The 25,134-nt window shown below is 65.7% G+C and carries 21 protein-coding genes and 1 pseudogene; 10 read left to right on the forward strand and 12 right to left on the reverse strand.

The window, feature by feature from the left end:
* Positions 1 to 7: 7 nt before the first annotated feature.
* Complete coding sequence (gene rfbB, locus LXX_RS02395; RefSeq protein ID WP_011185475.1) at positions 8 to 997, reverse strand: dTDP-glucose 4,6-dehydratase; 990 nt, start codon at positions 995 to 997, stop codon at positions 8 to 10.
* Between the two features lie 87 nt (positions 998 to 1,084).
* On the opposite strand from rfbB, the gene LXX_RS02400 reads away from it, so the two are divergent.
* Positions 1,085 to 1,690: a dTDP-4-dehydrorhamnose 3,5-epimerase family protein gene (locus tag LXX_RS02400; RefSeq protein ID WP_011185476.1), complete on the forward strand. Its 606-nt coding sequence runs from the start codon at positions 1,085 to 1,087 to the stop codon at positions 1,688 to 1,690.
* Between the two features lie 16 nt (positions 1,691 to 1,706).
* Positions 1,707 to 2,570 (forward strand): glucose-1-phosphate thymidylyltransferase RfbA, encoded by an 864-nt coding sequence (gene rfbA / locus LXX_RS02405; RefSeq protein ID WP_011185477.1) that lies wholly within the window; start codon positions 1,707 to 1,709, stop codon positions 2,568 to 2,570.
* 6 nt (positions 2,571 to 2,576) lie between these two features.
* Here rfbA and LXX_RS02410 read toward each other — a convergent pair whose 3' ends face one another.
* A complete protein-coding gene (locus LXX_RS02410; protein ID WP_011185478.1) occupies positions 2,577 to 3,431 on the reverse strand; it encodes a glycosyltransferase family 2 protein in 855 nt (284 codons plus the stop codon).
* Between the two features lie 146 nt (positions 3,432 to 3,577).
* On the opposite strand from LXX_RS02410, the gene LXX_RS02415 reads away from it, so the two are divergent.
* The 5 genes and pseudogenes from LXX_RS02415 (at position 3,578) to LXX_RS02435 (ending at position 8,944) form a co-directional block, all read left to right on the forward strand.
* On the forward strand, positions 3,578 to 4,852 hold the full coding sequence (locus LXX_RS02415) for a glycosyltransferase family 1 protein (protein ID WP_176714744.1): 1,275 nt from the start codon (positions 3,578 to 3,580) through the stop codon (positions 4,850 to 4,852).
* A complete protein-coding gene (locus tag LXX_RS02420; RefSeq protein ID WP_011185480.1) occupies positions 4,845 to 5,771 on the forward strand; it encodes an NAD-dependent epimerase/dehydratase family protein in 927 nt (308 codons plus the stop codon). The genes LXX_RS02415 and LXX_RS02420 overlap by 8 nt, the downstream gene beginning before the upstream one ends.
* A complete protein-coding gene (locus tag LXX_RS02425) occupies positions 5,764 to 6,747 on the forward strand; it encodes a glycosyltransferase family A protein (RefSeq protein WP_041767114.1) in 984 nt (327 codons plus the stop codon). The genes LXX_RS02420 and LXX_RS02425 overlap by 8 nt, the downstream gene beginning before the upstream one ends.
* 396 nt (positions 6,748 to 7,143) lie before the next feature.
* Positions 7,144 to 8,109 carry a glycosyltransferase domain-containing protein gene (locus LXX_RS02430; protein WP_041767117.1) on the forward strand — a complete coding sequence of 322 codons (966 nt, stop codon included), beginning with the start codon at positions 7,144 to 7,146 and terminating at the stop codon, positions 8,107 to 8,109.
* Between the two features lie 55 nt (positions 8,110 to 8,164).
* Positions 8,165 to 8,944, forward strand: a pseudogene (locus LXX_RS02435) (NAD-dependent epimerase/dehydratase family protein).
* Between the two features lie 85 nt (positions 8,945 to 9,029).
* On the opposite strand, the gene LXX_RS02440 reads toward LXX_RS02435, so the two are convergent.
* The 3 genes from LXX_RS02440 to LXX_RS13325 form a co-directional block, all read right to left on the reverse strand.
* Positions 9,030 to 10,238, reverse strand: coding sequence for an ABC transporter ATP-binding protein (locus tag LXX_RS02440; protein ID WP_041767120.1), 1,209 nt, complete (start codon positions 10,236 to 10,238; stop codon positions 9,030 to 9,032).
* A 4-nt stretch (positions 10,239 to 10,242) separates the two neighbouring features.
* The gene (locus tag LXX_RS02445; RefSeq protein WP_011185484.1) at positions 10,243 to 11,178 is read right to left on the reverse strand and encodes an ABC transporter permease; all 936 of its coding nucleotides are present in this window, start codon (positions 11,176 to 11,178) and stop codon (positions 10,243 to 10,245) included.
* 115 nt (positions 11,179 to 11,293) lie between these two features.
* Positions 11,294 to 13,768, reverse strand: coding sequence for a lysozyme (locus LXX_RS13325; RefSeq protein ID WP_223227697.1), 2,475 nt, complete (start codon positions 13,766 to 13,768; stop codon positions 11,294 to 11,296).
* 235 nt (positions 13,769 to 14,003) lie between these two features.
* Here LXX_RS13325 and LXX_RS02460 point away from each other — a divergent pair, with 235 nt between their 5' ends.
* The 3 genes from LXX_RS02460 to LXX_RS02470 all read left to right on the forward strand — a co-directional run bounded on the left by LXX_RS02460 (position 14,004) and on the right by LXX_RS02470 (position 18,317).
* Positions 14,004 to 14,447: a hypothetical protein gene (locus LXX_RS02460; protein WP_041767122.1), complete on the forward strand. Its 444-nt coding sequence runs from the start codon at positions 14,004 to 14,006 to the stop codon at positions 14,445 to 14,447.
* On the forward strand, positions 14,447 to 16,735 hold the full coding sequence (locus LXX_RS12500) for a hypothetical protein (RefSeq protein WP_050737811.1): 2,289 nt from the start codon (positions 14,447 to 14,449) through the stop codon (positions 16,733 to 16,735). Before LXX_RS02460 ends, LXX_RS12500 begins: the two co-directional genes overlap by 1 nt.
* An 85-nt stretch (positions 16,736 to 16,820) precedes the next feature.
* The gene (locus LXX_RS02470; RefSeq protein ID WP_011185487.1) at positions 16,821 to 18,317 is read left to right on the forward strand and encodes a DUF2142 domain-containing protein; all 1,497 of its coding nucleotides are present in this window, start codon (positions 16,821 to 16,823) and stop codon (positions 18,315 to 18,317) included.
* A gap of 206 nt (positions 18,318 to 18,523) precedes the next feature.
* On the opposite strand, the gene wecB is transcribed toward LXX_RS02470, so the two are convergent.
* From wecB to LXX_RS02505, 7 genes are read right to left on the reverse strand one after another with little or no spacing between them, the layout of a single operon-like run.
* Entirely contained in the window at positions 18,524 to 19,648 is a 1,125-nt protein-coding gene (wecB, locus tag LXX_RS02475) for a non-hydrolyzing UDP-N-acetylglucosamine 2-epimerase (RefSeq protein WP_011185488.1), read from the reverse strand.
* Entirely contained in the window at positions 19,645 to 20,676 is a 1,032-nt protein-coding gene (locus tag LXX_RS02480) for a polysaccharide biosynthesis protein (protein WP_011185489.1), read from the reverse strand. The genes wecB and LXX_RS02480 overlap by 4 nt, the downstream gene beginning before the upstream one ends.
* Positions 20,673 to 21,578 carry a dTDP-4-dehydrorhamnose reductase family protein gene (locus tag LXX_RS02485; protein ID WP_011185490.1) on the reverse strand — a complete coding sequence of 302 codons (906 nt, stop codon included), beginning with the start codon at positions 21,576 to 21,578 and terminating at the stop codon, positions 20,673 to 20,675. Before LXX_RS02485 ends, LXX_RS02480 begins: the two co-directional genes overlap by 4 nt.
* An 11-nt stretch (positions 21,579 to 21,589) precedes the next feature.
* Positions 21,590 to 22,771 carry a glycosyltransferase gene (locus tag LXX_RS02490; RefSeq protein WP_011185491.1) on the reverse strand — a complete coding sequence of 394 codons (1,182 nt, stop codon included), beginning with the start codon at positions 22,769 to 22,771 and terminating at the stop codon, positions 21,590 to 21,592.
* Positions 22,749 to 24,014: a hypothetical protein gene (locus LXX_RS02495; protein WP_041767123.1), complete on the reverse strand. Its 1,266-nt coding sequence runs from the start codon at positions 24,012 to 24,014 to the stop codon at positions 22,749 to 22,751. The genes LXX_RS02490 and LXX_RS02495 overlap by 23 nt, the downstream gene beginning before the upstream one ends.
* Complete coding sequence (locus LXX_RS02500) at positions 24,011 to 24,379, reverse strand: DUF2304 domain-containing protein (RefSeq protein ID WP_011185493.1); 369 nt, start codon at positions 24,377 to 24,379, stop codon at positions 24,011 to 24,013. Before LXX_RS02500 ends, LXX_RS02495 begins: the two co-directional genes overlap by 4 nt.
* Positions 24,379 to 25,116 (reverse strand): glycosyltransferase family 2 protein, encoded by a 738-nt coding sequence (locus LXX_RS02505; RefSeq protein ID WP_011185494.1) that lies wholly within the window; start codon positions 25,114 to 25,116, stop codon positions 24,379 to 24,381. Before LXX_RS02505 ends, LXX_RS02500 begins: the two co-directional genes overlap by 1 nt.
* Positions 25,117 to 25,134 lie beyond the last annotated feature (18 nt).

A 25,134-nucleotide genomic window follows, 5' to 3' on the forward strand; every position in this document is an offset into this window, starting at 1 on the left:
GCCGGTCTCAGCCGTCCAGCGCGGCGCGAGCCTTCAGCGGCTCCCACCAGGCGCGGTTGTCGCGGTACCACTGCACCACGTCGGTGAGACCCTGCTCGAACGGCACAAGCGGCTCGTAGCCGAGCTCGCTGCGGATCTTCGAGATGTCGACCGAGTAGCGCAGGTCGTGGCCGAGCCGGTCGGCGACCCGGTCGACGTACGACCAGTCCTTGCCGGTGGCGTCGAGCAGCAGCTGGGTGAGCTCCTTGTTGGTCAGCTCGGTGCCACCGCCGATGTTGTAGATCTCGCCGGCGCGGCCGTTCACGAGCACCATCGCGATGCCGCGGGTGTGGTCGTCGACGTGCAGCCAATCGCGGATGTTGTTGCCTTCGCCGTAGAGCGGCACGTGCTTGTCGTCGATGAGGTTGGTGACGAAGAGCGGGATGACCTTCTCGGGGAAGTGGTACGGCCCGTAGTTGTTCGAGCAGCGCGTGATCGAGAGGTTGAGCCCGTGCGTGCGGAAATAGCTGCGGGCGAGCAGATCGCTGCCGGCCTTCGACGCCGAGTACGGCGAGTTCGGCTCCAGCGGGCGCTCCTCATCCCACGAGCCCTCGGCGATCGAGCCGTACACCTCGTCGGTGGAGACATGGACGAAGCGTTTGACCTCGTTGCGGAGGGCGGCGTCCAGGAGCTGCTGCGTCCCGAGCACATTGGTCTCGGCGAAGATCGACGCGTCGCGGACCGAGCGGTCGACGTGCGATTCGGCGGCGCAGTGGACGACGGCGTCCACTGCGGGGAACAGCTCGTCCAGCAGCCCGCTGTCGCGGATTTCGCCCTTCGCGAAGGTGTAGCGAGGCGAGTCGGAGACCGGTTCGAGATTCGCGAGGTTGCCGGAGTAGGTCAGCGCGTCCAGAACGACCACCTCGGCCCCTTCCAAGCCCGGGTAGGCGTCCTGGAGGGTGCGGCGGACGAAGTTGGAGCCGATGAATCCGGCGCCACCGGTGACGAGAATCTTCATGCGGATGGACTGCTTTCTGTTGGTGAACCTTCTGTGGGTGAACCGCGCACGAGTCTAGCGTGCAGGCCTGATTGGTAGACTCCCGGGGTGCAGATCCGAGAACTGACGATCCCCGACGCGTATGAGATCACCCCCGTCCAGCACGCCGACGACCGCGGACTCTTCTTCGAGTTCTACCGGTTCGACCGTCTCGAGGAGGCCGTCGGTCACTCTCTCGACCTCAAACAGGGCAACACATCGGTGTCGCGGCGGGGGTCGGTGCGCGGCATCCACTTCGCCGACATCCCGCCGAGCCAGGCCAAGTACGTGATGGCCCCGCGCGGAGCGGTGCTCGACTTCGTCATCGACATCCGTTTGGGCTCGCCGACGTTCGGCCAATGGGACTCGGTGCTCCTCGACGACAAGGACCGCCGCGCGCTCTACGTCGCGGAAGGGCTCGGCCACTGCTTCGTCGCCCTGACTGCCGACGCCACCGTCAGCTACCTGGTCACCGACGTCTACACCCCCACGCGCGAGCACGGGATCAACCCGCTCGACAGCGATATCGCCCTCGCGTTCCCGGTCCCGGAGGACGAGCTGCTGCTCTCGCCGAAGGACACGGACGCCCCCGGACTCGCTGAGGCGCAGGCGTCCGGCCTGCTGCCCACCTGGGACGCCGCACGCGATTTCTACGCCTCGCTCGACCACAAGTAAGGGAACATCCATAACCATGCGCGGAATCATCCTCGCCGGCGGCTCCGGTACGCGGCTCTGGCCCATCACCAAGGGCATCTCGAAGCAGCTCATGCCGATCTACGACAAGCCGATGATCTACTACCCGCTGTCGACGCTGATGATGGCCGGGATCAACGAGATCCTCATCATCACAACGCCGGAGTACAACGACCAGTTCCGTGCCCTGTTCGGCGACGGCTCCCAGCTCGGCATCCGGATCGAGTATGCGGTGCAGCCCTCGCCGGACGGCCTCGCGCAGGCTTTCGTCATCGGCGAGGAGTTCATCGGCGACGAGTCGGTCGCGCTGGTCCTCGGCGACAACATCTTCCACGGCACCGGGCTCGGCTCGGCGCTGCGCCAGCACACCGACATCGACGGCGCGCTCATCTTCGCCTACCAGGTCAGCGATCCGACGGCCTACGGGGTCGTGGAGTTCGACGACGACTTCACGGCGCTCTCCATCGAGGAGAAGCCCGCGCAGCCGAAGAGCGAGTACGCGGTCCCCGGTCTGTACTTCTACGACAACTCGGTGGTCGAGATCGCCAAGACGATCGAGCCGAGCGTGCGCGGCGAGCTGGAGATCTCCACTGTCAACGAGCGCTACCTGGAGGCCGGGCGCTTGCAGGTGCAGGTCCTGGACCGCGGCACCGCGTGGCTCGACACCGGCACCTTCGAGTCGATGATGCAGGCGTCCGAGTATGTGCGCGTCATCGAAGACAGGCAGGGCTTCAAGGTCGGCTGCATCGAGGAGATCGCCTGGCGGGCGGGATGGATCAGCGACGCGCAGCTGAGCGAACTCTCGCAGCCGCTGGTCAAAAGCGGCTACGGGCAGTACCTGCGCCGGCTCCTCGGCGGCTGAGCGTGGTCAGTGACCGCGGGTGAGGAGCCAGGCCCGCGCGCTCAGCGCCACCCTCAGCGCCACTCGGACGGGTGCGAGGAGCGGACCGGAATACTTCCTTGCGAGGAAGCGATATGCGCTGTCGTGGTGAACGATCAGCATCCGCTTCGACTCTGATCTCGTGGAGAGCCCGCCGTGATGGATCACGGAGGCCGCGGGCTCGTAGCGGTTGCGGTACCCAGACCGGGAGAAGCGGAAACCGAGATCGACATCCTCGAAGTACATGAAGTACGCCTCGTCGAAGCCGCCGATCCGCTCGAAAGCCCTGCGCCGCACGAGGACGCACGCGCCGGAGAGCCAGCCGACATCGCGCGCCTCGAGCCTCCGCTCGGAGTGGTAGGCGCGCGTCCACGGGTTCGTCGGCCATACGCGGACGAAAAGCGCGTGACCGATCCCCGTGCGCAGCGAAGGAATGCTGCGCGCCGACGGATAGACGGTGCCGTCCTCGTTCAGGATGCGCGGGCCCACCGCCGCGATCCGCTCGTCCGAGTCGAGCCGCTCACGCAGCACCTCGATCGAGCGGGGGCTGACGATGATGTCCGGATTGCAGATCAGGATGGCATCCACCGATTCCGGCAGCGTCCTCACCGCCAGATTGACCGCGCCGCCGTAACCGTGGTTCTCTGCCAGGGCGAGAACCCGGGCGCCGTGCGCGGACGCCACCCGCCGCGTCTCGTCGATGTCGGCGGAGCCGTTGTCCGCGATCACAACCGGATATCCGTTGTCGATCTCATACGCCAACGAGCCGAGAAAAGAGGCGAATTGACCGCTCGAGTTATAGCTGACCGTCACGACGGCCGTCGCTTCGGCGGATCGGGGCATTCGTCGAGTGTACTTCATCCTCGCGGGGCGCTTTCAGACGACTTCTATGCAAGGCTCCTCATCCTTCTGTGGCAAGATTGCGGACGGCACTCGACACCGGCCGAACGGCGCAAGATCAGGAAGACGAGAAAGACGACGTGACAGCAGTGAGCAGGCTCTTCTCTCGGGCCGTGGAGCGCGGTCCCCGGGTGATCGCGCGCAAGACTCGTACGGCGTACTCGATGCTCAAGAACAACGGTCTGCGAGCGACCTTCGGATATCTGAAGTTCAAGATCGGCTCTGTGACCGGCCCCCAGCGTCCTCGTCTGCTGGTCGATCTCGTCGATGCGGCCGCCGTGGACTGGACGGAGCTTCCGGCACGGATCACCGATCCGATCGTCGTGTCGGACCGGCCGGTGCGGATCGCCTGGATCATGTCCCCTCCCGGCAGGGAAAGCGGCGGGCACCAGAATCTCTTCCGTTTCATCCGTTTCGCGGAGCTCGCAGGGCACATCTGCGATGTCTACCTCTATAACGCGGGCGACGCTGCGATCGACCTTCCGGTCATCCGCGACATGCTCGAGTCGTCGGAGGCCTACCCGAGGCTCAACGGCGAACTCCAGATCTGGGACCGGTCGGTCGGCGTCGCAGACGGAACTGAGGCGATCTTCGCGACCGGATGGGAGACCGCATACCCCGCGTTCCTGGACGAAAGCCGGGCCCGTCGGCTTTACTTCGTTCAAGATTTCGAGCCGCTCTTCTACCCGCTCGGTTCGGAGGCCCTGCTGGCGCAGAACACCTACCGGTTCGGCTTCCACGGGATCACCGCGGGCGGCTGGCTCGCCGACAAACTGAGGACCGAGTACGGGATGAAGACGGACCACTTCGATTTCTCCGTCGATCGCTCGCTGTACACCTTCGACAACACCGGCCGGCGCAATGAAATCTTCTTCTACGCCCGCCCCGTCACCCCGCGCCGGGCGTTCGAGTTCGGCCTGATGGTGCTGACAGAATTCGCCAAGATGCGCCCGGACGTGACGATCAACCTGGCGGGCTGGGATGTTTCCAATTGGGAGATCCCGTTCGAATTCAACAACCTCTCCAGCCTCCAGCTCAGCGAGCTCAACGCTGTTTACAACCGCTGTGCCGCCGGGCTCGTGCTCTCCCTCTCCAATATGTCGCTGCTGCCCCTGGAACTGCTGTCGAGCGGTGTCATCCCGGTCGTGAATGACGGAGCCAACAACCGCATGGTCTCCGGCAACGAGTACATCGTCTATGTGCCTGCCTCCCCGATGGCCATCGCGCAGAAGCTGGCTGAGATCGTGGACCGCCCCGACGCGCCCGCCTATGCCGCGTTGGCGTCGAAATCCGTCGCCGACACCACCTGGGAGGATTCGGGCCGGGCCTTCGTCGCCGCGTTCGAGAGGGCGATGCGTGGATAGCGCCGCGGTCATCGGAGCCAATGGGTTCCTCGGCTCTCATCTCGTCGACGCGCTCGTGGCCGAAGGGCTGTCGGTCACGGCGTTCGATCGTTTCTCGGCGCTTCCGTCGTTCGATGCCGGCAGCGCCCGTCTCATCACGGGCGACTTCCTCAACCGGGCCGACCTGGAGCAGGCCGTCACCGGCCAGCGCTATGTCTTCCATTTCCTCTCCACCACGACACCGGCGACCGCGGCCGGCGACCCGACGCTCGACATCCGGACGAATGTCGCTCAGACGGTCGAACTGCTCGAGAGCTGTGCGGCGGCGGGAGTCGAGCGGGTCTTCTACGCCTCGACCGGCGGCGCGATCTACGGCGACCAGGGCAAACCGGAGTACTCCGAGTCCGACCGCGCACTGCCGGTCTCTCCCTATGGCATCGGCAAGCTCACGATCGAGCACTACCTCGAGTTCTTCCGGCTCACTCACGGACTCGACTACACGATCCTGCGCATCTCCAACCCTTATGGCACCCGTCAGCACCTCAATCGCAAGCAAGGCCTTATCCCGATCGCGCTCCGCCGGATCGTCCGCGGCGAACCCGTTCTGCAACTGGGCGACGGCGGGATGGTGCGCGACTATATCTATGTCGAAGACCTGGTGCGCATGATCCTGCCGCTGGTCCGCGACGTCGGAGAGCACCGCCTCTACAACATAGGCAGCGGGACCGGCTGCTCGGTCGCGCAGATCCTGGACGTGCTCCGGGACGTCACCGAGGTGGACTTCGCGATCGACGTCCGTCCGGCTCCCGCGACCTTCGTGGATCGCGTCGTGCTGGACACCTCCCGCTATGTCCACGAGTTCGGCGAGCTCATGTCCGCGACGGGGTTGCGCGAGGGCGTCGAAAGCACCTACGAAGAGATCCGGAGGCAGAGTGACTGACGCGGCGAAAGTGGACGTGACGATCGCGATCCTCACCTACAACGGCGAAACGTATCTGGGACGGATCCTGGAGATGATCCGGCGGCAGGACTTCCCCGGCACGGTCGAGGTCCTGGTGGTCGACTCCGGTTCGACCGATGCGACGATCGGCATTGTCCGATCCTTCCCCGAGGTCGTGCTCGAGCAGATCCCGAACAGCGAGTTCGGCCACGGCCGGACCCGCAACCTCGCGGCGCAGCTCGCCCGGGGCGAGTTCGTCGCCTATCTGACGCACGACGCGATCCCCGCGTCGGAGTCGTGGCTGAGAGAACTGCTCGCGCCGTTCTCCCTTGACGAGAACGTCGTGGCCGTGATGGGCAAGCAGGTGCCGCGGCCGGGATGCTTCCCTCTGCTCAAGTACGAGATCCGCGGGGTGTTCGCCGGGTTCGGGCCCGATTTCGGCACGACCGTGTTCTACAAGGACGACTTCGCGAAAGACGAGGGCGTGCTCGGAGCGATGAGTTTCTACTCGGACGTGAACTCCGCCGCGCGGCGCGCCTTCCTCCTCGATGTGCTGCCCTACCGCGATGTGCGCTACGCCGAGGACCAGCTGTTCGGGCGTGATGTCATCGAAGCGGGCTACAAGAAGGCGTACGCCGGGCGCGCGGCGGTCGAGCACTCGAATGACCTCACCCTGGCCGAGTACGAGTTGCGCATCTTCGATGAGACGGTCGGCCTCCGGGAGATCGGCTTCCCCATCCTGGCGATGACGAAGCGCGAACAGCGCCGTCTCACGGTGCGCGGGGTCCTCGGCGACTCTCTGCGGATACTGCGCGACGGGGACTATTCCTGGAAGCGCAAGCTGTACTGGCTCGCCCGCAACCCGGTCTACCAAATCGTCAAGTGGCGGAGCTATCGAGACTCCACCCTCGTGGACCTCAGCGATAAGGACGCAGTGAGGGCCAAATCCCTGGAGCACTCACGCAAACGCGCCTGATGCGCATCAGGCGTGCGCCCGCACGGGCTTCCTTCCCGATTGGCGCGGGCGACGTGCGTTTCCGGACACCGCAGAGGACCGGATTGCGCACGTCCGGCGCTCCGGCGCCCCGCGAGACGCTTGGGTGTCGCGGGGTGAAGCGTGCCCCTTCACCAGCGTCGAGCGGGCTGTGAGAGATGCCCGTCCGGCTCCTGAGGGCCGCTCGGGCCCTCTCCGCGAGCCGCTCTCCGCGCGAGCAGGGGCGACCCGGATTCTTTGACGGCGTCGGCGTCGGCGAAAGGGATGGTGCGGCGGGGTCGAAGCATTCGCATAAGCCCATCCGGGTAGAGTCAAGGGGGGATTTGTTTACCATTTCATATGGGAAGGGTAGACGTTGTACCGAATGAAAGAGGAACGATGAATCCGCGTCGAGCGGTCTACCCAGCCCTGCTGGGAGACTACGAGGACATCAGCGAGCAGCCCATCGCACGGGAGACCGATGTGCCGTTCATTTGCCTGACCGACCGCGACGACCTGCTCAGCGACACCTGGACCATCGTGCGTGCGGAGCTTCCCTTCCCGTTCGACCTTGTGCGTAGCCAACGGGACTTCAAGATCCGCGGTCATCAGGTTCTGGACGAGTACGACGAGACGCTCTACATCGACAATTCGGTCCAGCTCCACGAGACGCCGGACGCCATTCTGGACGAGTGGCTCGCCGACGCGGACTTCGCGGTGTCGAGGCACAGCTTCCGCGAGCGTGTCATCGATGAGTTCGATGAGATCGTGCGACTCAACTACGACGATGCGGGCCGTGTCAACGAGCAGCTCCTCCACTACGCGGAGGCTTATCCCGATGTCCTCCATGAGCGTCCGTACTGGAACGGGATGCTCGCTCGCCGGAGCACTGCTGCGGTGGCGGAGACGATGCGCATCTGGTTCGACCATGTCTTGCGATACTCGCGGCGCGATCAGCCCTCCGCCAATGTCGCTTTCTCTCTCGGCCCGGCAGCGGTCCACTCCGTTGTGGAGAACAACAACCGTTCGTCCTGGCACCGCTGGCCGATCGATGTGAGACGACGGGTGGAGCAGAGCGTCCTCACCGGACGGCGGACCGGTCCGCTCCTCGCTGAGGTCGCCCGGCTGGAACGTGAAGTGCTCCTGCAGAAGAGCCGTTCTGACGAACTCGTCGGCGAGGTCGAGGTCGCAGATCGGCGCAGACAGGCGGCCGAGAGCGAAACGGCGCGGGCCATCGCAGAGAAGGCGTGTGTCGAGCAGCGACTCGCCGATACCCTGAGCAGTCTGTCGTGGCGCGCCTCCCGGCCGATTCGCGCCGTCAGAGGGAGCCTGCGGAAACGGACATCGGGAGGGCCGACCGATTAGGGTCCTCGTCACCGGCGCTGCCGGCTTCATCGGAGCCAACCTCGTACGTGCGCTGCTGGAACGCGTCGTCGTCGGTATCGACTCTCTGACCCCGTATTACGATCCGTCGCTCAAACAGGCCAACCTCGCCGGCCTGGTGAACGATCGCGTCCTGTTCATCGAACAGGACGCCGCCGAGCTGGACGCCGAGGCTCTGCGTTCGCTTCGGGTCGATGCCATCGTCCATCTTGCGGGTCAGCCCGGCGTCCGCGGGTCCTGGGGCGAGCAGTTCGGCGCTTACACGCACGCGAACATCTCCACGACGCAGCGGCTGCTCGAGGCGCTGAAGGCCGTCCCCGATGCGCGCCTGGTCTACGCCTCCTCGTCGTCGGTCTATGGGCAGGCCGAGAGCTAACCGACGACGGAAGACACGATCCCGGCGCCTCACAGCCCTTACGGCGTCACGAAACTCGCGGGGGAGCACCTCGTCCACCTCTACCGGGCCAATGACGGACTCGACACCGTCGCTTTTCGTTTCTTCACCGTCTACGGTCCGGCGCAGCGGCCGGATATGGCCTTCACACGCTTCCTGAAGGCCGCAGCGACGGGCGAACCGGTCAGCGTCTATGGCGATGGCGAGCAGATCCGCGACTTCACGTATGTCGGCGACATCGTGGCCGCTGTGCTCGCAGCGATCGACGCGGAGGTGCCCCTCCTGTGCGTGATGAATCTGTCAGGAGGATCGAGCGCCTCCGTGAACGAGGTGCTCGATGTCTCGGCGACGTCACGGGCCGCCCGGTCGATGTCCGGTACGAGACCCCCGTGCGGGGTGATGTTTTCCGCACCGGGGCCTTGAACGACCTCGCCAGGAGCGCGATCGGCTGGACTCCGCAGGTTTCGCGGAGGGAGGGACTCCGTCGCCAATGGAAGGCTGTGCGGGTTTAGCCGCGAGCCTGCGATTTGTCGTCCACCGACACCTCGACATCCAGGCGGATGAGGCCCGAGCCCTGCTGCGGCGCGTCCACCTCGAAGGTCGCGGCCGGATTCAGCCGGAAGAGCGAGCGTCCCGCACGTTCCTCCAGGGAGCCATGCACGATGTAGTTGCCGGAGCCTAGCCGGTGGTGCGGGAAGGTTAATTCGACCGTGTGCTCGCCCGCCGAGGTGGGAAGGTCGACGCCCAGCATCGTGGTGTTGACGCCATAAACCGGCTGTCCGGTGGACGTCTCGATCGCGATGCCCGCCACGAGGGGCTCCTGGGCGGTTGTGAGGTCGTACTGGTAGCGGAAGGTGAGGTCGCTTGTCGCTGTGACGATGATGCGCTCTTCAGCGACTTTCGCACCGGCGACCTCGATCCCCACGATTCGCGCCGACGGCGCGGCCGTCTCGTTGTGGGTGTGTTCGTGCTCCAGACGTTCCTGCTCGAATCCGAAGCGCAGAACGCGGAGCCCCTCCGAGGGGTCGCCGTCGAAGATCATGTTGCCGTGGTTCAGGACGACGACACGGTCGCACAGCCGGCCGACCTGCTCGGCGGAGTGGCTGACGAGCACAATGGTGCGCCCGTCGCGCTGGAACTCCTGGATCTTGTCCATGCACTTCCGCTGGAACGGTTCGTCCCCGACGGCGAGGACCTCGTCCACGAGGAGGAGATCGGGATCGACATGCACGGCCACAGCGAACGCCAGACGTACGTACATGCCGGAACTATAGAATTTTACCTGGGTGTCGATGAAGGACTCGATCCCCGAGAAATCGACGATCTCATCGAAGTAGCGGTCGGTCTCTTTCCGCGTCATGCCCAGGATCGCGGCATTGAGGTAGACGTTCTCCCGGCCGGTCAGGTCCGGATGGAATCCGGCGCCGAGCTCGAGGAGCGCTGCCATCCGTCCCCGTCGCGCGACTGTTCCCGTGGTCGGCTCGATGATGCCGCCGACGACTTTGAGAAGGGTGCTTTTACCCGATCCGTTGTGGCCGACGAGACCGACTGTGCTGCCGACCGGGATCTCCAGGTCGATGTCGCGGAGGGCCCAGAAGTCGTCGCGATGCTGCCGCGAGGCGCTGAAGTTGACGACGCGTTCCTTGAGGGACTTGTCCTTGTGCAGCACGAAGAGTTTGGAGACGCCGACGGCAGAGATGAGTGAAGGCATGGGCATGGGCTCATAGCTCCTGAGCGAAATTGCCCTGCAGACGCGAGAAAGTCCGCTGCGACAACCAGAGAAGAACGATGCTGACAAGCAGGGTCACGAGGAGGCGGATGCCGAGATTCGGAGGCCACACCTGGCTGAGTGCGCCCTCGGACACGCTGCCGGCTGCCCAGAAGGCCTTCTGCATCGAGATGATGGCGACCGTCACCGGGTTTGCGAGGTAGAGCTGCTCTAACCAGCCCCCCTGGAGGAGTTTGTGGACGTAGGTGTACGAGTAGACGATCGGCGACGCCCAGAACAGGATGATGACGGCGATCTCGATCAGATGCTGCGTGTCTCGCAAGTAGACGTTGACTGCCGACAGGAGGAGCCCGATCGCCGTTGCGAAGACGACGAGCGTGACGACCGCCAGGGGCGCCAGGAGCAGGCTGAGGTTCCACCCGAACGGCACGGTGGAGAGGAGGACGATGGCGATCGTCAGCACCACGAGTTGCACCAGGAAATTGAACAGCGCACCGCCGATTGCGCTCAGCGGGAAGATCTCACGGGGCAGATAGACCTTCTTGACCAGACCGGCGTTCGCGAGGATCGAGGTGGTGCTGCCGGTCACGATTTCGGAGAAGAGCCCCCACATCGTCAATCCGATGAAGACGAAGATGGCGAAGTCCGGTGTCGCCCGCGCGGCGCCGAGCACCTGACCGATCGCGAAGTAGTAGATCAGGAGCTGCGCCAGCGGGCGGAACAGGCTCCACACGACTCCGAGCGAACTGTCTTTGTAGCGCGCTTTGAGTTCGCGTTTCACCAGCAGGCCGAGCAGCTCGCGATGCGCCCAGACATCCGAGAGCGAGTGCTGGGTCCCCTGGACGAAGCCGGAGCGCTGCCCGACCCGTTCGAAGGGAAGCTTCGCTATGGCGGCGGCACGGGCGTCCGCGTCGACTGGTGTTGTCATGCTGTACCTCGAAAGGGCGGGTCAGGAAAGCAGCGGGAGCGATCGCTCCGGGCACGAAGCGAGTTTAGCCTGAGTGTTGCCGGGAGTCTGCCGTAGATCGCGGGTGCAGGTCCGCTCAAGCGGGCGCGCCGGTCGGTATGGCGGCGGCGAATGCGCTGACCACATTCAGATACGGTTGCCCCTGCGAGAGCTGCACGAATCGCTGAAGTGAGGTGATCGGACGCTTTTTTCCTTCGCTCAGGAAGTAGATCGAACCGTCCGGTGTGCGGATGAATGCGGTCGCGTCGATCCCTTTGGGAGCGATAGCGCAGGTGAAGGTGTCCAGCGGGGTGAATGCGAGAGGGTACAGGCTGGATGTCATGGAACTGAGCGCGTGGATGGAGCCGCCCGCACTCACATAGCGCTGACTGCCGCACTGAAGTCCGAAGCTGAGCAGGTCCGGCGAGGTCGGGTAGGCGTTCAGGCGCGCGTCGCTCGTGAAGCTGAATTTCGTGAAGCCCGCTTCTATGGCCTGATCGAACGTCGAGAAGGGGATCTTGTTGGTCACGCCGTTGACGAGGTAGACGGTGGCATTGCCGGGGCTTCTGACCAGTGTCGCCGGGTCGAGAGCCACCGGCCCGGACGGGAGTGAGGCGATGATGGATTGCGGGACGACGGCGATGTTCGGCGTTCCCCCGCCCGCCAGCGCGACGAGCGAGTCCCAGGAGCCGACCGGCCGGATGTCATTGGGCATGACCAGATAGACCGTGCCTCCCGCAGGCGACATGATCGCGTTGCCGGCCTGGATGGGCTGGGTCACCGAGTACGCGCTCATCGCCGCCGTTGGGGCTGTGACCGCGGTGAACGAGGCCCCGCCGACACCGGCTGCCCAGGGGCGGAGGCCGTTGGAGGAGATGACCGTCACCGACGAATCTGCCGACGACCGGAACGCGCCGGTGAACCGAGCCCCGGCAGGCAGCTGTGCGACGCTGGCCGGTTGCAGGGTTCCGGCCGCCAACTGGGGCAGACCGATCAGGGAAGCCGCGCTCTGGTCGATGGGGGAAGCGCTGCCCCCGACGAGAAGCACCCCGGTGCCGCTCCCCGCCGTCATCGCGTAGACGTTGTTCCGGACGATCGGTGTGCCGAAGGCGAGGAAGGACAAGGCTGTGGCGGAGAGGCTGTTGGCGCTGCCGTTCAGCCCCGCCTGTGCCAGCGAGACTTTGTCGAGCACCTCATGCTTCTTGCCGCCGGTGACGTAAAAGAGCGGACCGCCCGCGGAAGTCATGAGCGGCGTCGCCGCGGGCCCGAGCGCGAAGGCAGCGGTTTGCGTCGCCGTGAGCTGAACATAGCCGGACGCGTCGCAGGAGCCCCCGTAATCGGAGACGAGACCGCAGGAAGCGAACGGGAGCCTGATCCCGGAGTCGGCGAAGTAGACGCTTCCGTCCTGCCCACGGATGATCGGGACTGCCGCGTGCTGCGTAGCGAACTGATCGAGGTAGGACTGGGGGACGTATCCCACATGGCCGAGGGCGCTGAAGGCGCTGAGAGTGCTCGTGTTGGTTACCGGATATTTGTTCGCCCCGGACACGAGGTACACCGATGCGTTGTTCGCCGTCCGCACGAGGCTCGATATCAGTCCGAAGCTCTGGAGGTCGCGCTCGGAGCCGTTGAACACATCCTGGTCTCCGGGGAAGACTCCGCTGCTGGCGAACTGCCAGAGTGTGTACGAGGACCAGCCGGCTGGAAGGGCGCCCGCGCCATCGGAGAGGGCGTTGGGGTACCGGGCGATGAAGAGGGGATTCGCCGCGAACGCTGCGCTGTTCCCGGTGCAGAGCTTCCACCAGCTGGTCGTCGAGTAGATGGCGGGCTGCCGGCCGGTGCGAGCCTGCACGGTCTGCGAGAAATCGTAAATCCACGACACCATGGCTGCCGGGGACAGTCCGTAGCAGGTCGCACCGTATGGGTTGTACTCGATGTCGAGTAGAGGGGGCATGGTGCGGCCGTCGGCCGTCCCCTGCCCGCCGTGATCGAGGAACCAGTTGGCCTGGGCCGCCCCGGAGGAGGTGTTGGGAGTCGCGAAGTGGTAAGCGCCGTGGAGCAGTCCGGCGTTGAACGAGTCGGTGTACTGCTCGGCGAACTGGCTGCTCGTGTAGTCGGTGCTCTCGGTCGCCTTGACGTAGGCGAACCGGGCGCCGTTGGCCGCGATGCGGGCCCAGTCGCTGGCGTTGAGCACTTGCCAGCCGCTGACGTCGAGGCCGGGGACGCCGGGCGGGAACCCCGTCGCGCTGAAGGTGCGCGCTTGGGATTGCGAGCTCTTGGCGGCCGGTTCGTTCGCGGCGATGGTCGAGCCCATGCTGTGATTGCGCGCCGTGTTCATCGTGGCGAGCGGTGGGTCGGCAGAGACGGTTCCGCCGGTTTCCGTCGTGGGCGCGGATCCACGGGGCGCTGGCACCGGTGTGCTCGTCGGTGTCGGTGTCGGTGTCGCCGCGTCTGCCGAGAGCGGTGCGGGGGACGGCGTCGCTGCCGCTGCCGGGAGCGCGCCGGTGAGCGACGACAACGAGAGCGTCGCCGCAGCCGACAGGGCAACGAGAATGCGAAAAGTCTCATGCACGCGAGGTGCCTCGCTTCCGATAGTGATCTGCCTCGCACCCTAGTGCAAGGATGCTCGAAGTGTGGATGCCTTCTTGCGGAATCCAAACAGCGGAGATCCCCCCCCCCCGACGCCCGCGACCACCCTTCATTGGGGGGGGGGTGACTCGCCCAGCATGTGCCAAGGGAGCTCCTCGCTTCGCCGCGTATCCTGGGATGACGATTCCCCCTAATAACTAACTGTGAGGACGCCTCCCGTGAAGACCAGAGCACTGCCACTCGCTGTGGTCTTCGTGGTCCTGTCCGCTTGCTCGATCGCCCTGTGCGCCTGCGCGTCACCCTTCGTCGGCCCCCAGCCCCACCCGACGAAGTCTGTCCCCGGCACGCCGACCGAGTCGGCCACTGTGGAACCGGTGCTGGTCGTCGCGTCGGTGGACGTCGACGGGAAGCATGTGACCGCGTCGGGATATGTCCAGGGTGTCATCGAGGAGGGCGGAACCTGCGTCTACACCTTCACCCGGAGCGGTTCGCCGGCCATCACCGTCGAGCGTGAGGCCGTGGCGGACCGCGCGACCACCTCGTGCGGGACGGTCCATACGGACGCCGCGGAGTTCGCGCGGGGACCGTGGAGCGTCACACTCGGCTATGCGGCTCACGGCCACGATTACCGGTCGGCCCCGGTCGAACTGGAGGTTCCTTGATGCGCAGCACATCCATCGTCGCCGTCCTGATCGGGGCGCTTGTGGGCGGTCTGCTCACGGTCGCGCCTGCCGCGATGGTGGCGTCCGCGCCGGCCGCGGCCGCCGATGCGAGACTCTTCGACCCGGGCAACATCATCAGCGATGCGCTGTTCTTCGATGGCGATTCGATGACCGCGGATCAGGTTCAGAGCTTTCTCGACCGCAAGGTGACGTCCTGCCGTTCCGGCTACACCTGCCTGAAGGACTACAGACAGCAGACACAGACCCGTGCTGCTGTGGACGGACGCTGCGCTGCCTACACGAGTCAGGGCACCGAATCGGCGGCGACGATCATCGCGAAAGTCGGCGAGGCGTGCGGGGTGAGCCAGCGGGCGATCCTCGTCTTGCTCGAGAAGGAGCAGAGCCTCGTCACCGACACCTGGCCGGGAGCCGGTCAGTATCGGAGCGCGACCGGATACGGCTGTCCTGACACCGCGGCCTGCGACGCCCAGTATTACGGGTTCTTCAACCAGGTCTACAATGCGGCGCTCCAGTTCAAGCGCTATGCGGCCAGCCCGACGAGCTGGAACCACATAGCGGGCCGGGTCAACCAGATCCGGTTCAGCCCCACGGCTTCCTGCGGCAGCAGCTCCGTCTTCATCCAGAACCAAGCGACTGCCGGCCTGTACAACTACACGCCCTATCAGCCGAACGCCGTCGCGCTCGCGAACCTCTACGGCACTGGCGACTCGTGCAGCTCGTATGGGAACCGGAATTTCTGGCGTCTGTACACCGACTGGTTCGGATCGACCACGGGAGCGACCAGTCTCGCGCGGACTGTCGACAACGGCACCGTCTACGTCCTGAGCGGCACGGTCAAATACCCGATTGCGAACATCGACCTGCTCACCGCGCTCTCGCCTCTGGGCACCGTCGGCTACGTGTCGCAGCAGTACCTCGACGGGTACCGTACCGGTCCGATCGCCGGGAGGACACTGCGCGGCAACGACGGGTCCGTCTACTTCTTCGACTCGGGACTGAAGCTCCCGTTCGGTTCCTGCGGCCTTGTGGCTGACTACGGCGGTTCGTGTTCGGCCACCGGATACATGCAACTGACGGACGCCCAGCTCGCCCGCTTCGTGACCGGACCGCTCATGACTCCCGTGCTCGGCACGACGAGCGGTTCCCGGTATTTCATGACGGTCGGCACCAAGCGCGAAATCCTCGACGCTGCTTCGCAGCAGGCGGCGGGCATCCCCCTCGCACGGAATGTCCTCACCGAATCCGCTGTGGCTGCTCTGCCTCTGGGCGCCCCGGTGATCGCCGATCAGTCGTTCGCCCAGCAGCGCGGATCTGCTTCCGTCTCGTTCGTGTCCGGCGGCAAGTCGTACCCCGTCTCCTCGGAGCACTCCGGAATAGCCGGCCGCGTCGGCGGAACGCTGAGCGCTGCGAGTCTTGCTCGCGTCCCTGCTTCCGGTGTCTCGTTCACCGGCCTGGTGAGCGTGCCGGGAAGCGGATCGACCTCGGTGCTCGGTTCCGGTGGCAGATTCGCCTGGGCCGCAGGCGGTGGCGTCGCCAGTGCCAAAGCGACGCCGGTGACGCAGGCCTTCCTCGACAGTTTCCCCGTGAAAGGCACGGTGAGCGTCGGGTCCTTTGTGAAGGGGGACGGCGCGACGGTCTACGTCGTGGGGCCGAGCGACCTCAAACCGATCTCGTCGTGGGATTCGCTTCTCGCGCTTCTCCCGCCCGGAGCCACGCCAACGATCATGACGATCTCCACAGCGGCATTCGCCGCGCTTCCGGCTGGGCGCGTCGCGCTGACATCGGGGACACTCGTCCGGAGTCCGGAGAACGCCACGGTCTATCTCGTGAACGGTCTGTCGAACAAGATCGCGTTCTCGACATTCGACGTCACTGCGTCGATCGGCGTGGGCGGCCTCTCCTTCGTGTCGCAGAGCCTGCTCGACGGATACCCGGCTGCTGGGTCGCTCCTCGGCTACGGCGTCACCTGCGGTGGCGTCGACTATGCCGGAGCCTCGGGCACGCTGCGCGCGCTGGATGCGACCACCAAGCCGCTCTATCCGATCACCTTCACCGCTCTGGACGACTACAGCTGCGCCCGATTGACCGTCGGCGCTCCTGCGACGAAGTTCATCCGCACTCCAGACAGCAGCATCTTCCTCCTCGAGGGCGGAAAGAAGCGGCCGATTGCGAATATGAACCGATTCGCCGAACTGGGCGGAGCCGTCGGCTGGACATCGGTGAGCGCGGGGTTCGGCGCGTCGATACCGACCGGTCCGCTGGCCTGACAGGCTCCGGCCGAATTCGAAGTCGTTGTCTATCCGCACTAGTCTGGGAACTTCGACAGCGACCCGGAAAGAGAGTCTGTCCTCCGTGATCAAGGCAGCCGAAGGCACCAGAGCACTGCGCATCGTCCGCATTGTTCTGATGCCCGTTCTCGCTCTCCTCGTCTTCGGCGCGTGGGCGCTTTCTTCGCCACCGGGTTCCAGCCCGGACGACGACTTCCACCAGACCAGCATCTGGTGCGCCGACGGCATCGTGAAAGGGACCTGTGACGCCGGCTCCCGGTCCGGCCACTACACGGTTCCGCCGCTTGTGGCCAACGGCTCCTGCTATGCCTTCAAACCCCATGAGAGCGCTTCCTGCCAGGGATCGGCCACCCGAGCCAGGACAACCGACCGGGGCAACTTCCATGGCCTCTACCCGCCTTTCTACTACGCGTTCATGCACACGTTCGTCACCGGAGACGTCGCCGTGTCCATCGTGGCGATGCGACTTGTGAACGCGATCATCTTCGTCGCGCTGACGAGTGTCCTGTGCTGGCTGCTGCCGGCGCGCAGGCGCTGGAATCTCGTGTGGTCGCTCGCGATCACAACGATCCCGCTCGGCCTCTTCCTCATCCCTTCGGTGAATCCCAGTTCCTGGGTCCTGATCTCCAGCGGGCTGGTACTTCTCGCCGTCGTCGGCTACTTCGAGTCGACGGGATGCCGGCGAGTGGGGCTCGGGGCCGTTGCGGTCATCGCCGCTTTCCTCGGCGGCGCCGCCCGATCGGACGGTGCTGTCTTCAGCGTCCTCGCTACGGGCGCGGCGGTCCTCCTCACAATGAAGCGGGACCGGAAGTACTGGCTGTCGGCACTGCTCGCGCTCGGCATCGTGCTGCTCTCGGCGGCGTTGTTCTCGACCTCGCACCAGAGCGGAACCGCTCTCTCCGGAGGTCTGGCCTCGGGGGGCAAAGGCATGGCGGACTGGTCGCTCTGGTTCCCCATTCTCACTCAACTGCCCGTGCTCTGGGCGGGCGGGCTGGGCGCCGTGTTCGGGCTGGGGTGGGTGGACACGCATATGCCCGGTGGTGTGTGGGTGGTCACGATCATGGTGTTTGCTGCGCTCGTCTTCGCCGGTGTGCGCATCCTGGGTCTGCGCAAGGGGCTCGTTCTCTTGGGCGCCGCGGCGGCCTTGATCCTGCTTCCGTTCTACCTCCAGGTCTCTACCGGCACACTGGTCGGAAACCAGGTGCAGCCGCGGTACATTCTTCCTATCCTCATCATGTTCGCAGCGGTCGCTCTCTGGGAATCGGAGGATCGCCAGTTCGATCTCACCCAGACACAGTGGTGGGTCCTGGCAGGGGGTTTGGGTGTCGCTCAGGCGCTGGCTCTGCACGCCAACCTCCGCCGTTATGTCACGGGGGTCGATGTCCTGAACGTCAACCTGAGCGCCAGTGTGGAGTGGTGGTGGAACATCCCCGTCTCGCCGATGTGGCTCTGGGTTCTCGCTTCGGGCGCCTTCGTCGCTCTGATGGCGCTCATCGTCATCGAATTCTCCCGAGTGAGCCCGAAGGCGGGCGTCCTTCGACAGCCGAGCGCGCTGACCTGACCGGCTGACCGCCCGATTCGGACGTGGCGGCGCCGGCAGCATCGGCTGCTCTGTGTGAGTGAGCGGGGCGAAGCCTCTCGTGCGGCCGGCTCATCGTGACCGTGCGCAGAGGAGCCGGCTCAGAGGAGCCCGCGCACAGGCCCCGGAATCTGTCTGGTCCGGCCAGCCGCGGCCTTTCTTCCGCCCTCCCTGCCGCGAGCGGTGGGTCAGCGCCGGATGCCTGCCCATTCGTGGTGCCGGCCCATCGTGGACAGGAGGAAGCGGATGACGCGCTGAGAGCTGTTCCCCACGAGGTACTCGGCCGGAACCTCCCGGGCGATGTCCGACTCCTCGGTGACTTCTTCGATCGCGGCGATGACCTCGTCCGCCTTGAGTCCGCTCATCACAATGGCTCCGGCGTCCAGGGCTTCCGGGCGCTCCATCGAGTCACGGATGGTGACGGCGGGGAAGTCGAGGATGGCCGACTCCTCGCTGATCGTTCCGCTGTCGGACAGAACGCAGCGCGCGCTCCGCTGCAACTGGCAGTAGTCGAAGAAACCGAAGGGTGGGTGGAAGTGGACACCATCGAGCGCCTGGAAGTCCGGGAGGGCCTCCAGGCGATTGCGGGTGCGCGGGTGGGTGGAGACGAGCACCGGCAGACCCCAGCGCTCCCGAACGGCCGTGAGGGTGTCCAGCAGTTCGCGAAGGCGTTTCGGCGAGTCGACGTTCTCCTGGCGGTGGGCGCTGACGAGGAAGAACTCGCCGGGCGCGACGCCGAGGCGCTCGAGAGCGTCAGACCCCTCGATGCGGGGGAGGTAGTGGTCGATGACTTCTTTCATCGGAGAGCCTGTGACCAGAATGCGACGAGGGTGCAGCCCCTCGGCAAGGAGGTTCCGCCGCGCGTGTTCGGTGTAGGCCAGGTCGAAGTCGGCGATGTGATCGACCATCCGCCGGTTGGTCTCCTCCGGCACGTTCTCATCGAAGGAGCGGTTCCCGGCTTCCATGTGGTACGTCGGAATGTGCATCCGTTTGGCGACCAGCGCGGCGATCGCGCTGTTCGTGTCTCCGAGAATCAGGACAGCGTCGGGTTTGACCTCGGTGAAGATCGTCTCGCTCTTGCGGATGGTGTCTGCCATGACCGCGCCGAGACTCGATGTGTCCACGTTCAGGTAGTGGTCCGGCTGGCGGATGCCCAGGTCCTCGAAGAAGACGTCGTTCAGCTGCCGGTCGTGGTTCTGACCGGTGTGGACGAGAACGTGGTCCACCCGCTCATCCAGCTTGGGGATGATGCGGGAGAGCCGGATGATCTCCGGCCGGGTGCCGACGACCGTGAGGACTGTCGGGGCCGTCATCGGAGCTGTGCCCGCATCTGCTGGATCTCCGGCAGGGTGAGGAGCAGACGCTCCACGCCGGCGACGTCGAGGCGTTCCGTGTTGTGCGAGGTGTACGACTCGGTGGGCGCGCCGTGATCGGCGCCCTCCTCGAAGTACGGCGTGTAGTCGAGCGAGCGGGTGTTGAGCGGCACGCGGAAGTAGTCGCCGCGGTCTTCCGCCTTCGCCATCTCCTCGGAACCGAGGAGGGACTCGTAGAGCTTCTCGCCGTGGCGCACGCCGATGATATCCACGTCGGGCATCGGAACGCCGATCACGTTCGCGACCGCCTCGAGGAGGACGGCGACGGTGCTCGCTGGCGCTTTTCGCACGAAGAGGTCTCCGCTTGTCGCCTGGGTGAAGGCGTACTCGACCAGGTCGACCGACTGCGCCAGCGACATCAGGAACCGCGTCATCTCCGGATCGGTGACCGTGACGTTCTGGCCGGTGGTCAGCTGCTTGATGAACAACGGGATGACCGAACCGCGCGAGTACATCACATTGCCGTAGCGGGTCACGGAAACGACCGTCTCCGTATCGAGGTTCTCCCGGGCCATCGCGAAGGCGGTCTTCTCCATGAGCGCTTTGGTCATGCCCATAGCGTTGATCGGGTAGACGGCCTTGTCGGTGCTGAGGCAGACGACCGACTTCGCTTGGTGCTCGATGGCGGCGCGAATGACATTGCCGCTGCCGGTGATGTTGGTCGCGACCACCTCGAGCGGAAAGAACTCGCCGGAGGGGACCTGCTTCAGCGCCGCGGCGTGGAAGACGTGGTCGCTTCCTTTGATCGCGCGGGTCACACTCAGCGAGTCGCGGACGTCGCCGATGTAGAAACGCATCCGGGGGTCGTTGACCTCATGGCGCAGTGCGTCTTGCTTGGACTCGTCACGGCTGAAAATGCGGATCTCGCCGACATCGCGGCTGAGCAGATGGCGCGCCATCGTCGAGCCGAATGAGCCGGTCCCACCGGTGACTGTGACGATGGAGCCTTCGATCTTGCGTTCGGTCATGAGTCTCTTTCGATGGATTCGGACGCGAGCGTTCTGACCATCGTCTCGATGGTTGGGATCTCGTCGTAGCCTGCGTCACGCCACAGGGCGGCGTTGACATCGGGGTGGATGGTGGTGAGGGTCCTGTCGACGGGGGTCCCGGTTTCGACGGGAACGACGGAGACGTCCTCGCGGCCGTAGGCGGACAGGATCAGCCGGGAGAGGGCGTCTTTGTCGACGCTGTCGGCCGGCACGAGGTGGTGGGTTCCGCTGAGCGTGCTCCCCGTCTGGACGATACCGGCGGCGATCGCCGCGAAGACATCCGTGGTGACGCCGTTCCACCGGTGGTCGAGGTAGCCGTTGAAGGTCGATCCTGGTTCGTGGGCGAGTACCCATTCCAGGAGCGAGTCGCGGTTCTTCTGCTCCGGCCCGATGATCGAGCAGCGCAGGTTGAGGAAGTGGTCTCCGGGAACTTCGCCCAGGCTCTTGGACTGGCCGTAGACGTCGGTCGCATCGTGGGCCGTCGTCTCGTCGTAGCGGCCCGTCTGTCCCGAGTAGACGCAGTCGGTGGCGATCTGGATGACGCGCACATTCCGCTCTCCGGCCGCGCGCGCGAGCGCGTAAGGGAGTTCCGCGTTGATCTTGATGGCGTTGTAGCGGTCGCCTGCGTCATCGTCGCGGAGATGGTGTTTGATCAGCCCGATGCAGTTGATGACATAGTCGCCGGAGGAGAGTCCTTCGAGAAGGCCCGAAGGATCGTCGGCGAAGGCGTCGAAGAGTCGGTGGCGATCTCTCCGCCCGGCGGGAACGAGAGCGAGATCCCGCACTGTTCCGGTGACATCGTGGCCGCTCCTGCGGAGGATCGAGGCGACGGTGCTCCCGAGCATTCCGGTCGCACCCAGAACGAGTACTCGCGCAGACATAATGTTCGATCCTACCGTACCGATTCCAATGTCCTCTCGAAGCCGATCGCCGCAGACTCCTTGGAGAACGCGGTCATCACGAACTCGCGCTGCCGCGCTCCGATCGCGGCCCGCTCCTCGGCGGGGAGGGCTGCGACGGAGATCGCACGTTCGACGACATCGGCTGGTCCCTCCGCCCAGGTGACGCCGGCCGCGTCCCCGACGACGCCGCGCAATCCCCGCAGTGAGGTGGAGACGGCTGGAACTCCGGCCGCCATGTATTGCAGCACCTTGTGCGGAAGCGCGACATCGGTGAGCAGCTGTGGCCGGAAGGGGTTGATGGCGACGTCACCCGCTGCGAGATAGCCGGGCAACTCGGCGTAGGGGATGACACCGGTGAAGATGACCTGCGACTGAAGGCCCAGCTCGACTGTCCGCCGGCGCAATTCGCCGTCGAGCTCACCCCCTCCGATATAGAGGAGCTTCAGTCCCGGATTCTCACGAAGGTGTACTGCGGCTTTCTCGAGCACGATGTCCAGGTCGGAGAACCCGAAGAAGCTTCCCATGTACACGATGACCTTGTCGTCTGCGTCGAGTCCGAGCGTCTCCCGGACGCCGGGCTTCGCGTCGGCGAAGTGGCTCAGGTCGACGGGGGGCAGATCGACGGAGACGGGGCCGGTTCGGCCGGCGAGGTCCACGCAGTACTCGGCCATCGCGGGATTGTTCGCGGAGATCAGGTCGGCGGTCGCATAGATGTGCCGTTCGGCCCATCGAATCAGGGGACTGACCGGGGAGGTGCGGATCTGGTGGGAGACGTCCAGGGCACGGAAAACCACGGGGACTCCGGCGCGTTTGGCGATGCTGACGGCCTGCCAGCCGGTCGTCGGGACAGCGTAGAGGACGACGATATCGTAGCGGCCGGTTGTGATCTCCCGGCGGAGGCCCGGCAGGTTCAGGAGGGGGGCCGCGTAGCGCTCGACAGGACGGCCGCCGAACGTCGGCGGGGTGATCAGTTCGATCTCGGCTTCGGGATAGGCGCGGCCGGGGATGCGCCGCCGTGTCGTCCTCAGAGATCGGCTCGGCGTGGCCGGCGCCTCCGGGTAGTGGAAGAACGAGACATCGTGCCCTCGGAGCGCGAGAAGCTCCGGGAACTCGTGCATCTCGTAGATCACCTTGTCGAGATAGTTCACTTCATGGACGAACAGTATCCGCACCGGACTCTCCCTGGAAATCCCGGGACAGCGGCGCCCGCCGTCCGAACAGATAGATGAGATGGACGGCCAGGCCGGCAGCCGGCCCGATCGCGACGGCAAGGCTCGCGCGCTCGAACAGTCCGCCGGGGAGCAGCAGGGCGAGGGCCGTTGCCCCGGCTGCTGCGATCCAGCCCGCGGTGAAGACGGTGTGGTTGCCCTGAACGAGGACGGCGGGCGCTGAGACGCAGATCGCCGCCACGAGCGCGGAGGTCGCGACGAGCACGGCGATGAGCCAGGCGGGGGGCACAGGCTGCCCCGGGAAGAGAAGGGAGAAGACTGCCTCGCCCAGGAGGAGGCCCAGGACGCCGAGCACGCCTCCCGCAGCCAGTGCCAGGCCCAGCAGGGCGCTCAGCGCGCGCCGGGGATTCGGCGACTGCCGGAAGAAGACGATCAGGTAGCTCTGCAAAGCCATCGCGACGACGATCAACGGGGAACGGGTCAGCGTGGAGACGAGGAGGAGAAGTCCGAGCGCGGTGGGGGAGGCGTGTGGCGAGGTCACGGTGAGCAGGAGAGGAAATCCGCTGACGAGCACCCCCATAGCGGCGGCGGCGGCAACAGTCCGTGCCGAGTTCCACGCGAGTGTGCGATAGCCGGCGTCCACCTGGAACCGATCGCCGAGAACCGTCCGCGACAGGACGCCGACGATGAGGACCGCGAGGGGGATGGGCGCGCACGCCGCCCAGGCGAGCAGGAACGGGTCGTGGCTGAACACGAGCGTCAGTCCGATCGCCAGAAGGCGGCCGACGCCCTCGATGGTCATGAGCGCGAAGATCAGCCTCCAGTGGGACGCCGCGTAGAGCGTGCCGGCCAGCGCCGCCAGGAAGACGTAGCTCGCGCAACCGGTGACGAGAGGCCAGAGCAAGGCGGTTCGCGCCCCGAACACGGCGCTCGCCCACAAGGGCGAGGTCGCCGCAATTGCAGCGGCCGAGGCGAGGGCCGCCCCGGCGGCGAAGAGAGCCGGTCGGGCGGCTCGTTGGCCGGGGACGCGGGGGATCGTCGCTCGCGTCGTTTCCTGCTGGATTCCCGATAGCGCCGCTATAGCGAGGAAGAGCGCCGACCAGAACACCGCGAACGAGGCGTAGGGGCCGACTCCGATTGCGCGGGGCACCAGCCAGGTGATGACGTACCCGGCAACGCCGACGAGCGCGGTGGCGACGAGGACCAGCAGGAAGCCGGGGCTCCTCCGCTCTCCGCTTTCGCTCACGAGCCGGTGGACTCGTCGTGTGCTTCGAGCTGCTTGATCCGCAGTTCCAGCAGGGCGCTCCGTTCCGCCAGGAGACGGGTCTGCGCTTCCAGGCGGGTGAGTTCCGAGCTGTTCTGGATGCACACCAGGAACAGGATCGCGACGCTGACGAAGAAGATGAGGTTCGTCGGCACCGCCACGCCGGCGACAGAGGAGGCCCAGGCCAGCGTCGACGGGAAGACTCCGACGATCAGCGCCAGGACGCCCGTGACCAGCCACCAGATCGCGTGCCGTTCGCGCAGCCGGCGCTGGCGCATCATCTCGATGACCACGGCGAGTGTGATGACGGCGGCCGTGATACCGAGCAAGTAGCTTGCGAGACTCATCAGATGGCGATTTCCTTCTCGGTCACCACGACCGGGGGGCGGATCAGGGCGAACATCAGCGCCATGCCGGCGCGCCCGAGGTAGATCGCCGACTTGAGCGGATTGTGCGAAGGCGTCCCCGTCGTCCGTTGCCGCATGGAGACCGGAAGCTGAGCGATGCGGCAGCCGGAGCGAGCGGCGATCACGAGCGATTCGATGGTGTCTCCGAGATACTCCGCCGGATAGTGATCGGCGAAGAGCCGCACGGCCTTCGGGCCGCTGGCACGGAACCCGGAGGTGGTGTCCGTCAGCTTCGTCTTCGCGACCCGGGACAGCATGGAGGCGAGGAAGAGCATCGCCCAGCGGCGCGGACCCCGGACCTCGTAGTCCCCTTCGCCCGCGAATCGTGCGCCGAGCACGACGTCATGGGATTCCAGCTCTGCGACGAGGCTGGGGACGCTGGCCGGATCGTGCTGTCCGTCCGAGTCCACTTGCACGACATTGTCGAAGCCGTTCTCGAGCGCGTAGACGAAGCCCAGGCGCATTGCGCCGCCGACGCCGAGGTTGTAGGGGAGGGAGGCCACGATGGCCCCGGCGGCTTCGGCTCGCTCTGCGGTCCTGTCGGTCGAGCCGTCGTCGACGACGAGACAGGCGACGCCGGGGAGCTTGTCGCGCACTTCCCTGACGACCTCTGCGACGGAGCCCTCTTCGTTGAGCGCGGGCATCACGATGAGGGTGCGCGCAAGCGGATCGGTCATAGGAGGCAAGTCTACCGA

This window comes from Leifsonia xyli subsp. xyli str. CTCB07, assembly GCF_000007665.1.
Classification (GTDB): Bacteria; Actinomycetota; Actinomycetes; order Actinomycetales; family Microbacteriaceae; genus Leifsonia; species Leifsonia xyli_C.

Coding starts and splice junctions, on each gene's coding strand:
- rfbB (WP_011185475.1), bottom strand. CDS start 997: ATGAAGATTCTCGTCACCGGTGGCGCCGGATTCATCGGCTCCAACTTC.
- rfbA (WP_011185477.1), top strand. CDS start 1,707: ATGCGCGGAATCATCCTCGCCGGCGGCTCCGGTACGCGGCTCTGGCCC.
- LXX_RS02410 (WP_011185478.1), bottom strand. CDS start 3,431: ATGCCCCGATCCGCCGAAGCGACGGCCGTCGTGACGGTCAGCTATAAC.
- LXX_RS02430 (WP_041767117.1), top strand. CDS start 7,144: ATGAATCCGCGTCGAGCGGTCTACCCAGCCCTGCTGGGAGACTACGAG.
- LXX_RS02440 (WP_041767120.1), bottom strand. CDS start 10,238: ATGCCCATGCCTTCACTCATCTCTGCCGTCGGCGTCTCCAAACTCTTC.
- LXX_RS02445 (WP_011185484.1), bottom strand. CDS start 11,178: ATGACAACACCAGTCGACGCGGACGCCCGTGCCGCCGCCATAGCGAAG.
- LXX_RS12500 (WP_050737811.1), top strand. CDS start 14,447: ATGCGCAGCACATCCATCGTCGCCGTCCTGATCGGGGCGCTTGTGGGC.
- wecB (WP_011185488.1), bottom strand. CDS start 19,648: ATGACGGCCCCGACAGTCCTCACGGTCGTCGGCACCCGGCCGGAGATC.
- LXX_RS02480 (WP_011185489.1), bottom strand. CDS start 20,676: ATGACCGAACGCAAGATCGAAGGCTCCATCGTCACAGTCACCGGTGGG.
- LXX_RS02485 (WP_011185490.1), bottom strand. CDS start 21,578: ATGTCTGCGCGAGTACTCGTTCTGGGTGCGACCGGAATGCTCGGGAGC.
- LXX_RS02500 (WP_011185493.1), bottom strand. CDS start 24,379: ATGAGTCTCGCAAGCTACTTGCTCGGTATCACGGCCGCCGTCATCACA.
- LXX_RS02505 (WP_011185494.1), bottom strand. CDS start 25,116: ATGACCGATCCGCTTGCGCGCACCCTCATCGTGATGCCCGCGCTCAAC.